We start from the raw sequence: 11,991 nt of genomic DNA, 5'->3' as shown, positions 1-11,991 counted from the left end.
CTCCTCCGACCCCAAGCAAGAAGACACTTTCTGGGGCAAATAAGGCGCCGAGCCGCGACCAACGGACCGAAAGCGTCGCTGCCCGTACCACGTTCACTTTCAAGGAAATAGTGAGCTCGGCACGCTGCCGCGACAGGAGAGGCCCTCAATCAAGCCCGTGGCTTCGGTCATATCCATTCAACGCGCGCGTCTTCCAATTCAATGGATAGCCTGCTGGTTTGAAGACTTCAACGATTAGGGGATAGCAGGCGGCCATGTCAGAGGAATGGACGGTAGAGCAGTCGCCTCCGGGGCATGCGGATATGCAGCCTAAAAGATCGATCTCGGCGAAGAATTCGAGGTAATCATTCGGCCGCACAGGGCTTGCCTTCATGAAGTACTGTCCGGTGTCGCGCGAAAATCCGGTGCACATGAAGACGTTCAGAACATCATGAACATGCAGTTCCGCTTCATTGATCGGAAGACCAGTTCTCTGTGCTAAGGCGCGGGTCAGGTTGGAGTGGCAGCAATAATGGTACCGCCCGCCGTCGCTCAGTAGGTTGTGGGTGTAAGGGTCACAACGTGTACCGATGACGTCGTGGACTGACCCGCCGAATTCGTCAAAACCATACCAATCGAGGGTATCGTGAGTTATGGTTGCGATCGGCCGGAGGTAGGGGAAGTTGGAAAAAAGCTGATCGCCAACGCCCACATGCGTCCCATTCAGGGCGCGCGTCTTGCCGCTGTAAAAGCGCTCGCCAATGTTCTTCAGGTTGAACAGGTTCAGATCGCCAACCTGCGCGCCCTCGGAACAAATGATCCTGCAGAAATGACCAGCGGGGACCTCCCACGTTGCAGCATCGCGCGGTGGGACGGTCACTCGATCAACGAGCTCCAACGCATCACGAAGCGTCCGATAGGCAGATAAGTCGGGGCGTGGCAGCGTGTCTGTCGGATAGCAGATGACGGGTTTAATCGCTTTCCGTACATCGGCATCGGCGGGAGCGGTGGTCATCGAGGTGGTTTTCATGTTGACGATCTCATACGGCTGAATTGTTTGGCAGGGACGATGGCAAGTCAGCACCGTCTAGACCAGTCGTTCATAGCTATGAAGTGACAAAGTCGGATCCGAAGCGGATTTCCCCACGCTGAAACTGAATAGCCCTCGCCAAGCGCCAGAGTTGGCAATTGCGAGGGCGAATTGAAGCAGGCCGACTAATGGGTGTCGGCCGGAATGTAATCGATTCCATTCGGATAATAGACGAAAAACACGCAGTCTTCGGGACCCATACACTTGTTGACGCCTTTGCCGGCCGGCACCAGGTCGAGCCCGGTTGTATCGTCATAAGAGCTTCTGCCCCTCCAGCATTTCGAACCATTGCTCTGACGTGGTAACCTGCCTCGACAAGTTTTTGAGCGACAGGGCACCCTGCGGGCCGGAGAGTTTATCCGCAAATCCTACCGAAGGTGGAACCGAACTCGGACGGGCTGGCGCTCCCGGCCAATGATTCCGCAGCGTAAGCGATGCAGATGGCGGATCGGGGTTCCGTCCTAGAGAATTGGTTTGCCGCCGGTGACCGCGATTGTCGCGCCGGAGACATAGCTCGACAAGGGATCGGCCAGCATCACATAGGTCGTCGCCAGTTCGGCCGGCTGGCCGGGCCGTTTCATCGGCACCTGCTTGCCGAAACTGCTGACGCTTTCCTCTGGCAGGGTCGACGGAATGAGCGGCGTCCAGATTGGGCCCGGCGCCACCGCATTGGCGCGAATGCCTTTCTCCGCCAGAAGCTGGGCGAGCCCGGCCGTGAAATTCTGGATCGCGCCCTTGGTCGTCGCATATGCAAGCAGGGTCGGGTTCGGGCTGTCCGAATTGATCGACGCGGTGTTGATGATGGAACTGCCGGGCTTCATATGGGGAACGGCCGCCTTGGTCAGGTAGAACATCGCATGGATATTGACCCTGAAGGTCAGTTCCCACTCCTCATCGCTGATCTCGTCGATACTCTTGAAGCTCGCCTGATGCGCCGCATTGTTGACCAGAATGTCGATCCCACCAAGCTCCTTAACCGCCGTTTCGACGATCTGCCGGCAGTGGGCGGGATCCTGAATGTCGCCACTGACGAGCAAAGCCTTGCGCCCGGCCTGCTCGACCAGCCGTTTGGTCTCGTCGGCGTCCTCGTCCTCATCGAGATAGGAGATCAAAAGGTCGGCGCCTTCCCGGGCATAGGCGATCGCCACCGCCCGGCCGATACCGCTATCGCCGCCGGTGATGATCGCCCGCTTGCCCTTCAGCCGCTCGGACCCGCGATAGCTTTTTTCGCCGTGGTCGGGAACGGGGTCCATCTGTGCGGTGAAACCCGGCATCGGCTGCTTCTGGGATGGGAAAGGCGGTGTTGGATAATTCGTCATGATGATCTCCTGGTTCGGGATCAAACTCAGGCTGCGGCTTGTTGTTCCAAGTTTATGGCGGAGGTCCAGACGACCCCCCGCTGTGACATCCGCCCACACGATCAACCTACAAAATTTTGCGATTTGCCACAGCGACCGCTATGCCATAGTAATGTAACAGAATAGCAGTTTTAACGAGGTGCATGGAATTGGACGGAAAGACATCACCCGCAGTTTACACCGAAGACGAGGCCCATGCCGACGACGTCGCCAGCAAGGGTGCGCGGCGCGCCCGCGTCAGCGGCATCGATCGTGCGCTCCAAGTAATCGATCATCTTTATGAGACCGGCTCGCCTGCCGGCGTCTATGCGATCGCCAAGGCGGTGAAAGCGCCGCTGTCGACCGTTTACGTCATCGTCGACGATCTGGTCGAGAAGAACATGCTGACGCGCCAGGCGGACGGCTCGATCTGGCTCGGCGCCCGGCTCTATCATTACGGCCTCGCCTATGCCCGCTCGCTGGATTTCATGAGCATCGCCACCCACGAGATGCACGATCTCTGTCGCCAGGCCGGCGAAACCGTGCAGGTCTGCGGCCGCGACGGCGACTATATGCTGGTGCTTGCCATGGCCGACGGCCCGAGCCATTTCCAGGTGGCGTCCCGCGTCGGTACCCGCGTGCCGCTGAACTGGACGGCGTCTGGCCGCCTGCTCACCGGCCACCTGCCGGAGGAGGAGCGCATCGAGCTATTCAAGCGCTGCGCCCGCTCGTCACCGACCGGCCGCGCCGAGATCGATCCGAGCACCCTGTCGGAAGCCGCCGGCAAGGCCTTCGAGGCGCGCCTGTCGATCCAGGCGGGAGAATCGGATTATGCGGTTGCCTGCATCGCCTCGCCGATCTGCGACCGCGACGGCCAATGCGTCGCCACCATTTCCATCGTGCTGCCGGAACAGAAGGCCTTTTCCGACCAAAATCACTATACCACGCATGTGCGCAGTTCGGCGGAGCGGATCGAAAAGCTGATGGGCTGGCGCAACCGCTGAGCGCTTCGCTCATCGGCGGATCCTACCGGTAGGAGTAACCGTGGCTGTGGCGCACGAGCTTGCGTGCCCGCGGCACATAGCGGCTGGCGGTAAAGGCATCGGCGCCAATCACCGCATACCGCGGCTCGAACAGCTTGTTGAGGACGGAGACATCGCCGTTGGAATCCGTCGCCTCAAGGTCGGAATCGACGAGGTCGAATATGGTGAATTCGGCCTGCGCGCCAACCGAAAGCCGGTTTTCCATCGACAGCTTGATGACCGATGCCGGCGCGTGGGTGACGGCCTCCACCACCTTGTCGAAGGGCATGCCGACGCTGAGCAGCTTCGACATCGTCGTCGCCAGGTCCCAGACCGGGAAATTCATCGAATGGCCGTGCAGGTCGGTCGAGATCGAGAACGGCAGAAGCCCGCGCGCGATCGCCGCTTCCGCCACCTTGAAGGAGAAGGAGGCGCCGCCATGGCCGATGTCGAGGCGGATACCCTCGGAGGCGCAGCGCTCGGCGAGATTGAAGAGATCCTCGTCCTCCATAATGCTCGAGCCGGCCTTGCCGTTGAAGCAATGGGTGACGACGTCGCCGGGGCCGAGAATCTCCAGCACTTCGTCATAGAGCGCCGGCGGCTCGCCGACATGCACCATCATCGGCACTTTCAGGATCTTGGCGATCTTCTTGCCGAGCTTGACGGGGGTGACGCCCCAGGAGCCGGTGATGACATGGCTCGCGCGCACCTTGATGCCGACGATGTGCTCGCTGTTTTCGGCATAGACTTCGAGGATGCGGTCGAGATCGATATCTCTTATATCCCTGAGTTCGGCGACGCGGTTGCAGGCGACGAGGCCGATCGAGCCGAGGTTCAGGAAGGCTTTGATGCGCTCACGCGCGGCCTCGATGATGTATTCGCGGAAACCATGGAAGTTCGCCTCGCCGGCCGAACCGGCGTCGACCAGCGTCGTGACGCCGCGCTCGACGCCGCATTCGGAGGGGCGGATGGAAATGTCGGTGCCGCCGTGCCAGATATGCACGTGAAGGTCGATCCAGCCCGGCGAGACGAAGGCGCCCTTGCCGTCGATACGCGTCACATCCTCAGAGACCGCGAGCGACGGACCGATTTTGGCGATCCTGCCATCGGCATTGACGAGAATGTCGATCGCCCCCTCGGCTGTGCCCGCCCCGAAAGCCACTGGTTTGACATTGGTGAGGAGAAGCGGCTTCTGAGGCTGGTCGCCGGACATGGTCATATTGTTGAATTCCATAGTTATGCTATATAAATCTTTATAATAGAATAAGACTGAGGGCGCCGCTGTCAAGGACAATGACGCGGGATCCGCCGCTGAGGAAACGTCGATGGCGCGCTCGTTCCAAAGCGCGCCAGTCGCGAAGATCCGGTAAATCAGCGTTTACTTTCAATCCCGAAGGATCGAGTAGTCAAGCCGTTGGAGGTGATCCGGATCGGCAATGGCGTCGATCGCGGTGATCCTGCCGTCGGCGATCGTCAGCGCCACGACGACGCGGAGCTGGCCGGCGATCTGCACGACAAATCCGAGCTCGCCGTCGACAACGGCAATCTCTGCCGCCTGCGCCCGACCCTTGAAGGCTTCGGCTACCCCAGCTGCGCCGCGCATTTCGCCAATGCTGCCGAATCGGGCCGCCGTCGCATCCGGCCGGAAGACGACATCGGGGGCAAGCACGGCAAGCAAGGCCTCAAGATCGCCATTGCGCGATGCCGTCAAGAAAGCCTCCGCGATCGTCCGCTTGCGGCCGAAATCAACATCCGGCGCTTCGTCTGCCCCTTGCACCCGGCGGCGGGCGCGGCTTGCAAGCTGACGGGCAGCGGCAGACGAGCGGCCGATGATCGGCGCGATCTCGTCGAAGGGCAGATCGAACATGTCGTGCAGCACGAAGGCGACACGTTCGGCGGGCGCCAGCGTCTGCAGCACGACGAGCAACGCCACGCCGACCGATTCGGCAAGGGCTGCATCGCGCTCCGGATCGTTTGCCGGATCGGCGATCGCGGCATGGACCGGCATCTCCAGCGGTTCCTCGCGGCGGGTCTTGCGCGTGCGCAGCATGTCGAGGCAGATTCGCGCCACCACCGTCGTCAGCCAGCCGCCGAGATTACCGACATCGGTAGTATCCGTACGGCTGAGCCGCAGCCAGGCCTCCTGGACGGCGTCTTCCGCCTCGCTGCGCGAGCCAAGCATGCGATAGGCAGCGGCCTTCAGATGCGCCCTGTTCGCTTCGAATTCGTCGGCCAGCCAGTTTTTCTCGCCCATTTGTCACATTCCTCCGCTGCGTTCCGTCAAGGCCATGACGAATGAAACCCGGCCGATGTGACAGCGCCGGCGGATCGTCGAAAAGTAAACCGCATCAAGGAGACATACCATGCAGGAAAAACCGGTTATGCAAGAGAGAATGGGAAATCCCGCCCTCGTCCTGCCCGAGGCCATGCAGGCGCTCGCTGCCCTCAGCAAAGTGCCGACCGAGACCGGCCTTTCACTGAGGCTGCTTGAACTCGTCAATCTGCGCGCCAGCCAGATCAACGGCTGCAGCGTCTGCGTCGACGGTCATCCTCGCATCGCAAAGAAACTTGGCGAGACGGATGAAAGGCTCTTTGCCGTCAGCGCCTGGCGCGACTCGCCCTATTTCAGCGACGCCGAACGCGCAGCCCTTTCGCTGACCGAGGCGGTGACCCGCGTCAGCGACCGCGCCGACCCGGTGCCTGACGATATCTGGGACGAGGCGACCCGGCATTATGACGGAAGGAGCCTTGCGGCACTCGTCATCGCCATCGCCAATATCAATGTCTGGAACCGGCTGAACATCGCCACCCGCCAGATCGCCGGCGCCTGGAAGCCGTAAACAGCAATTGCCGGCAGCGCGTCACCCCACGCTGCCGGCAAATCTATTCAGTTTAGAAGCTCAGATGATGCCGCCGCCGCCGGCAGCGGAGGCCGGGCGCTCGGCAGCCACCTTCTTGCGGTAGCCGCTGGCGCGATAGGCGGCGATCGGTTCGATCGCGCCGCCGGCCCGGCGCCGGGCTTCGGCGAGGATCGGCTCGACATCGGCGCGATAGGCGCGCTTCAAGGTTTCCGACGCCATCAACGCATCATTGTCGTCCTGGTAGGCAGACAGCGCCTTGCGGTCGACGATCAGCGCCTGCGCATAGGCGCGGCGGATTTCGTTGGCGCTGTTGATCAGGCTCTCGATCGGGTCGGTGACATTGTGTGACTGATCGATCATATGAGCCGGGTTGAAGTCGTTGACGCCACGCTGCTCGGCATCGACCAGCTCATTGAAGACGAGGAACAGCCGGTAGGGATCGATCGCGCCGGCATCGAGATCGTCATCGCCATATTTGGAATCGTTAAAGTGGAAGCCGCCGAGCTTGCCGAACTGGATCAGCCGGGCGACGATCATCTCGATATTGGTGTTCGGTGCATGGTGGCCGAGATCGACGAGGCAATGGGCCTTCGGGCCGAGCGTCTGGGCGATAAGGTAATTGGTGCCCCAATCCTGGACGATCGTCGAGTAGAAGGCCGGCTCATACATCTTGTGCTCGGAGAACAGCTTCCAATCGTCGGGCAGCGCTTTGTAAATGTCAGCCATCGAGGCGAGGTAACGTTCGAAAGCCTTGGTGAAATTGCTCTGGCCGGGGAAGTTCGAGCCGTCGCCGATCCAGACCGTCAGTGCCTTGGAGCCAAGCGCCTGTCCGATCTCGATGCATTCGAGATTGTGCTCGACCGCCTGCGCCCGCGTTGCCGCATCGGTATGGCTGAGCGAACCATATTTGTAGGAATGGGCCTGGCCCGGCGCATCGGAAAAGGTGTTCGAATTCATCGCATCGAAGCCGAGGCCGAGCGCATTGCCCCTGGCCTTCAATTCGCTCACATCCGCCTTGTCCCAGGGAATATGCAGCGAGACGTTCGGAGTCGCCTGCGTCAGCTGGTTGATGACGGCGCAATCGTCGAGCTTGTCGAAGATGCCGCGCGGCTCGCCGGTGCCGGGAAAGCGGGCAAAGCGCGTGCCGCCGGTGCCGACACCCCAAGAGGGAACGGCGACGAAGAATTCCGCCACCCTGCGGGTAACCGCTTCGATATCGATGCCGCGGCGGTCGAGGTTCGCACCCAGCGCCTCGTAATCGGCTTTCAGTGCGGTTGCCCGCTTGTCGTTATCAGTTGCGACCAGATCCTGCGCGATCCTGAACTCGGCCATTTCTACCTCCCACATTTGTAATTGCTCCCCTTCTCCCCAGCGGGGAGAAGGTGGCCCGAAGGGTCGGATAAGGGGCGACACGGCATGACGCCCATAGTTCTTCGCTTCCCGCTCAGAACACGCAACGCTTCGCTCAGCGTCCCCCTCATCTGCCTGCCGGCATCTTCTCCCCGCTGGGGAGAAGAGACCAAGCCTTACCGCGTAAAACTCTGTACGTTGCCGGCATCGACGTTGATAATGTTGCCGGTCGATTTCGCCGAAAGGTCCGAGGCCAGGAAGTAGATCGCCTCGGCGATATCCTCCGGAAACACGTTCAGTTTCAGCATCGAACGCTTGCGGTAATGTTCCTCGAGATCGTCAACCTCGATCTTGGAGGAGGCGGCGCGCTGTTCGCGCCATTCGCCGCTCCAGATCTTCGAACCACGCAGCACCGCATCCGGGTTGACGGTGTTGACGCGGATGCCGGCATCCGCACCCTCCAGCGCCAGGCAACGGGCGAGATGGATTTCGGCAGCCTTTGCGGCGCAATAGGCAGACGCATTCGGCGAGGCGGCAAGGCCGTTTTTCGAGGCGACGAAAACGATGTTGCCGCCGAGCGCCTGACGGCGGAACAGGCGGAAGGCTTCGCGCGAAACCAGGAAATAGCCGGTCGCGAGAATATCGATATTGCGGTTCCACGTCGCAAGCTCGGTGGCTTCGATCGGCGCAGACGAGGCAATGCCGGCATTCGAGACGAGAATATCGATGCCGCCGAATTCGACACAGGCTTCCGTGAAGGAGGCGATCACCGCATCTTCCTTGGTGACGTCGAGGCGAACGCTGCGCACCGCATCGGCGCCAAACTTCTTGACGAAATCGGCTTCGGTGCCCTCGAGCGCCGCCTGGTCGATATCGGCAAGCACGACGCAAGCGCCTTCGCCGACGAGACGTGCGGCCGTCGCCCGGCCGATGCCGCCGGCGCCACCGGTGACGAAGGCCACCCGGCCGGCAAGGCTCTTCGGCTTCGGCATGCGCTGCAGCTTGGCCTCTTCGAGCAGCCAGTATTCGATATCGAAGGCTTCCTGTTCCGGCAGGCCCTGATATTCCGAGACCGTCGAGGCGCCGCGCATGACGTTGATGGCGTTGACGTAGAATTCGCTGGCAATGCGGGCCGTCGCCTTGTCGCGGGCAAAGGACAGCATGCCGACGCCGGGAACGAGAAAGATGACCGGATTGGCGTCGCGCATGGCGGGCGAATTGTCATGCTTGCAGTCGTTATAATAGCGGGCGTAATCGGCGCGGTAATCCTCCAGCGCCTGGTCGAGACCGGCAACGATCGCTTCGACATCCGGCTTTTCAGGGTCGAAATCGACGATCAGCGGGCGGATCTTGGTGCGCAGAAAATGATCCGGGCAGCTGGTGCCGAGCGCGCCGAGCGGCCGCAGATCCCGGGAATTGACGAATTCCAGCACGGCGTCCTGATCGTCGAAATGTCCGAGCTTGCGCTCCTGCTTGCCGATGCGACCGCGGATTTCCGGCATCAGCCGGGCGGCGATGGCGCGGCGCTCGGAGACGGCCAGGCTCTGGGCGACGGCACCGCCGAAAATCGTCTTGCCCTCGGTCTTTTCGGCAAACCAGACGATCGCCTTGTTGATGATATCGAGGGTCAGCTCGTAGCAGGCCTTGGCATCATCAGCCCAGGTGAACAGGCCGTGGCTTTCGAGCACGACACCCTTGGCATTCGGGTTGGCGGCGACGAAAGCGCCAAGGTCGAGGCCGAGCTGGAAGCCCGGGCGACGCCATGGCAGCCAGCCGATCTCGTCACCGAACACCTGCTGCGTCAATTCTCTGGAATTCTTCGAGGCGGCAATCGCGATGATCGCATCGGGATGCATGTGGTCGACATGGGTAAAAGGTACGAAACCGTGCAGCGGCGTGTCGATCGAGGCGGCGCGACCATTCAGATTGAAGGTGCAGTGCGGCAAGAAACCGACCATGCGGTCTTCGTCCTCGACACCCTTGTAGATGCCTTTCAGCGATTCCAGCTTGTCCTGGTAGAGGGTGGCGAAACCGTCGAGCTTGATCGTGCCGACGTCGCCGCCCGAACCCTTGACCCAGAGAATCTTCGCCTTGCCGCCGGTCAGCGGGTCGGTTTCCATCACCTTCGCAGAGGTGTTGCCGCCGCCGTAATTGGTGATGCGCTTGTCGGCGCCGAGCAGGTTGGAGCGATAGAGCAGCTTGCCGGGCTCATCGAGGCCTGCCGCATAAGCATCATCCCACCGGTTATCCAGAAGCCGGACGTTCGCCGCCATATCATCCTCCCATATAGGCTCGTGAGGCGCCGCGATCAGCGGGCCCTTTCGCTCACGGTATCGCGCATCAAAAGTGCGCTTGTCAATCGAAAACGATCATAATCGATTATGCTGCATCGCAATATGAAAATTTATGATCGTTTGTGATTGACAGGCATTAACGGATGCGAAATAAATATGACCAGAGGAGGAGCCCCATGCATGAACGCGAACGCCACCGCATTATCTTAAGCGCCGTTCAGGAAAAGTCCGTCGTGACGATCCAGGACATTTCCGAGCTGACGGAAGCTTCTGAAGCGACAATCCGGCGCGACATTGCGGCCCTTCATGTTCAGGGCAAGATCCGCCGCGTCCGCGGCGGTGCGGAGGCTGTGCATCCGCCGCAGCTCGGCAATCTTGCCGGCCGGCCCTTCCGGGTGTCAGAATCAGTCAACATCGATAAAAAACGTGCAATTGCCCGCGCAGCCGTCGAACTCTGCGAAGCCGGCGACGCCATCATTATCAATGGCGGCACGACCACCTTCCAGATGGTGCATTACATGGCCGGCCATCGCTTGCAGGTCATGACCAATTCTTTCGCGATCGCCGAACATCTGGTGAAGCATTCCAAAAACACGGTGACGGTGCCGGGCGGCGCGATCTATCGCGAGCAAAGCCTGATCCTGTCGCCTTTCGACAATGACGCGATCCGCAATTTTTATGCGCGGCGCATGTTCATCGGCGCCCAAGGCGTCGGCCCGCTTGGCATCATGGAGGCGGATGCGCTCATCATTCAGAGTGAGCAGAAGCTGATGCACCAGGCCGACGAACTCGTCGTCATGGCCGATTCAAGCAAATTCAATCGCCGGTCGAGCCTCATTCTCTGCGCGCTCGACCGCGTTTCTGTGATCATCACTGATGACGCGATTTCGGACGAGGCAGCTCGCATGGTCGAGAATGCCGGCGTCCGGCTCGTTGTCGCCAGCCCGGTGGCCCAGGGTGTGAGGGAGGATTCCTCGTCGGTCGCATGAGGCGCCGCCGAGGTGTGGAAGTCTAATCTTTAAGGGAGGAAAGTACATGAAACTCGCAAAGACACTTGCGCTCAGTGTAGCGCTCGCCGTCGCCATGATGGCCGGCACTGCAAGCGCCAAGGACATCAAGATCGGCCTGGTCGTGAAGTCGCTCGGCAACGGCTTCTTCGACGCCGCCAACAAGGGCGCCCAGGAAGCCGCCAAGGAACTCGGCGGCGTTGAGGTCATCTACACCGGTCCGACGTCGACGACGGCCGAAGGCCAGATCGAAGTCATCAACTCGCTGATCGCCCAGGGAGTCGACGCCATCGCCGTCTCTGCCAACGATCCCGATGCGCTCGTTCCGGCGCTGAAGAAGGCTGCCCAGCGCGGCATCAAGGTCATCTCCTGGGATTCCGGCGTCGCGCCGGAAGGCCGTATCCTGCAGCTGAACCCGTCGTCCAACGAGCTGATCGGCAAGATGTGCCTGACGCTCGTCAAGGACCACCTCGACGGCGGCAAGGGTGACTTCGCCATCCTGTCGGCAACGACCACCTCGACCAACCAGAACATCTGGATCGACCAGATGAAGAAGCAGCTCAAGGATTTCCCGGGCCTCAACCTCGTCACTACGGTTTACGGCGACGACCTCTCGGACAAGTCCTATCGTGAAGCCGAAGGCCTGCTGAAGTCGAACCCGAACGTCAAGGTCATCGTCGCTCCGACGACGGTCGGCGTTCTCGCCGCCTCCAAGGTCGTCGAAGACAAGGGCCTTGTCGGCAAGGTCTACGTCACCGGTCTCGGCCTGCCGTCCGAAATGGCCGGCGCGATCAAGTCGGGCGCCACCAAGGAATTCGCCATCTGGAACCCGATCGACCTCGGCTATTCCGCAGCCCAGATCGCCTATCACCTCGTCAAGGGTGACGCCGACGGCAAGCCGGGCAGCGAAATCACCGCCGGCCGCATGGGCAAGATCAAGATCGGCGACAACGGCGAAGCCGCCATGGCTGATCCCTTCGTCTACAATGCCTCGAACATCGACCAGTTCTCCAAGGTCTTCTGATCCAGAGCAAACACAGAAAAACCCGGC

10 protein-coding genes are annotated in these 11,991 nt (G+C 61.0%); 4 read left to right on the top strand and 6 right to left on the bottom strand.

Annotation, left to right across the window (positions count from 1 at the left end; genetic code table 11):
- Positions 1 to 145: 145 nt before the first annotated feature.
- Both HJB83_RS11415 and HJB83_RS11410 read right to left on the bottom strand, forming a co-directional pair.
- Entirely contained in the window at positions 146 to 1,009 is an 864-nt protein-coding gene (locus tag HJB83_RS11415) for a DUF1989 domain-containing protein (RefSeq protein WP_221131893.1), read from the bottom strand.
- A 521-nt stretch (positions 1,010 to 1,530) separates the two neighbouring features.
- Positions 1,531 to 2,388: an SDR family oxidoreductase gene (locus tag HJB83_RS11410; protein WP_207585616.1), complete on the bottom strand. Its 858-nt coding sequence runs from the start codon at positions 2,386 to 2,388 to the stop codon at positions 1,531 to 1,533.
- 182 nt (positions 2,389 to 2,570) lie between these two features.
- Here HJB83_RS11410 and HJB83_RS11405 point away from each other — a divergent pair, with 182 nt between their 5' ends.
- Positions 2,571 to 3,410, top strand: a complete 840-nt coding sequence (locus HJB83_RS11405; protein WP_221131892.1) for an IclR family transcriptional regulator — start codon at positions 2,571 to 2,573, stop codon at positions 3,408 to 3,410.
- A gap of 22 nt (positions 3,411 to 3,432) precedes the next feature.
- Here HJB83_RS11405 and HJB83_RS11400 read toward each other — a convergent pair whose 3' ends face one another.
- Positions 3,433 to 4,641 carry an amidohydrolase/deacetylase family metallohydrolase gene (locus tag HJB83_RS11400; protein WP_221131955.1) on the bottom strand — a complete coding sequence of 403 codons (1,209 nt, stop codon included), beginning with the start codon at positions 4,639 to 4,641 and terminating at the stop codon, positions 3,433 to 3,435.
- 171 nt (positions 4,642 to 4,812) lie between these two features.
- On the bottom strand, positions 4,813 to 5,682 hold the full coding sequence (locus HJB83_RS11395) for a sigma-70 family RNA polymerase sigma factor (RefSeq protein WP_221131891.1): 870 nt from the start codon (positions 5,680 to 5,682) through the stop codon (positions 4,813 to 4,815).
- Between the two features lie 127 nt (positions 5,683 to 5,809).
- Between HJB83_RS11395 and HJB83_RS11390 the strand changes: the two genes are divergently transcribed.
- On the top strand, positions 5,810 to 6,268 hold the full coding sequence (locus HJB83_RS11390; protein ID WP_207585613.1) for a carboxymuconolactone decarboxylase family protein: 459 nt from the start codon (positions 5,810 to 5,812) through the stop codon (positions 6,266 to 6,268).
- A gap of 60 nt (positions 6,269 to 6,328) precedes the next feature.
- On the opposite strand, the gene rhaI is transcribed toward HJB83_RS11390, so the two are convergent.
- Both rhaI and HJB83_RS11380 read right to left on the bottom strand, forming a co-directional pair.
- Positions 6,329 to 7,621: an L-rhamnose catabolism isomerase gene (gene rhaI, locus HJB83_RS11385; RefSeq protein ID WP_221115687.1), complete on the bottom strand. Its 1,293-nt coding sequence runs from the start codon at positions 7,619 to 7,621 to the stop codon at positions 6,329 to 6,331.
- A gap of 194 nt (positions 7,622 to 7,815) precedes the next feature.
- Positions 7,816 to 9,912 (bottom strand): bifunctional rhamnulose-1-phosphate aldolase/short-chain dehydrogenase, encoded by a 2,097-nt coding sequence (locus HJB83_RS11380; protein WP_207585611.1) that lies wholly within the window; start codon positions 9,910 to 9,912, stop codon positions 7,816 to 7,818.
- A gap of 197 nt (positions 9,913 to 10,109) precedes the next feature.
- Between HJB83_RS11380 and HJB83_RS11375 the strand changes: the two genes are divergently transcribed.
- Complete coding sequence (locus tag HJB83_RS11375; protein ID WP_207585610.1) at positions 10,110 to 10,922, top strand: DeoR/GlpR family DNA-binding transcription regulator; 813 nt, start codon at positions 10,110 to 10,112, stop codon at positions 10,920 to 10,922.
- 46 nt (positions 10,923 to 10,968) lie between these two features.
- The gene (gene rhaS / locus HJB83_RS11370; RefSeq protein ID WP_007627590.1) at positions 10,969 to 11,964 is read left to right on the top strand and encodes a rhamnose ABC transporter substrate-binding protein; all 996 of its coding nucleotides are present in this window, start codon (positions 10,969 to 10,971) and stop codon (positions 11,962 to 11,964) included.
- The last annotated feature ends 27 nt before the right edge of the window (positions 11,965 to 11,991 follow it).

Source organism: Rhizobium sp. NZLR11 (genome assembly GCF_019685115.1).
Classification (GTDB): domain Bacteria; phylum Pseudomonadota; class Alphaproteobacteria; order Rhizobiales; family Rhizobiaceae; genus Rhizobium.
Note: the sequence above shows the minus strand (reverse complement) of the source record. Positions and strands in the feature narration are given on the sequence as shown.

Coding starts and splice junctions, on each gene's coding strand:
- HJB83_RS11375 (WP_207585610.1), top strand. CDS start 10,110: ATGCATGAACGCGAACGCCACCGCATTATCTTAAGCGCCGTTCAGGAA.
- rhaS (WP_007627590.1), top strand. CDS start 10,969: ATGAAACTCGCAAAGACACTTGCGCTCAGTGTAGCGCTCGCCGTCGCC.
- HJB83_RS11415 (WP_221131893.1), bottom strand. CDS start 1,009: ATGAAAACCACCTCGATGACCACCGCTCCCGCCGATGCCGATGTACGG.
- HJB83_RS11400 (WP_221131955.1), bottom strand. CDS start 4,641: ATGTCCGGCGACCAGCCTCAGAAGCCGCTTCTCCTCACCAATGTCAAA.
- HJB83_RS11380 (WP_207585611.1), bottom strand. CDS start 9,912: ATGGCGGCGAACGTCCGGCTTCTGGATAACCGGTGGGATGATGCTTAT.
- HJB83_RS11390 (WP_207585613.1), top strand. CDS start 5,810: ATGCAAGAGAGAATGGGAAATCCCGCCCTCGTCCTGCCCGAGGCCATG.
- HJB83_RS11405 (WP_221131892.1), top strand. CDS start 2,571: ATGGAATTGGACGGAAAGACATCACCCGCAGTTTACACCGAAGACGAG.
- rhaI (WP_221115687.1), bottom strand. CDS start 7,621: ATGGCCGAGTTCAGGATCGCGCAGGATCTGGTCGCAACTGATAACGAC.
- HJB83_RS11410 (WP_207585616.1), bottom strand. CDS start 2,388: ATGACGAATTATCCAACACCGCCTTTCCCATCCCAGAAGCAGCCGATG.
- HJB83_RS11395 (WP_221131891.1), bottom strand. CDS start 5,682: ATGGGCGAGAAAAACTGGCTGGCCGACGAATTCGAAGCGAACAGGGCG.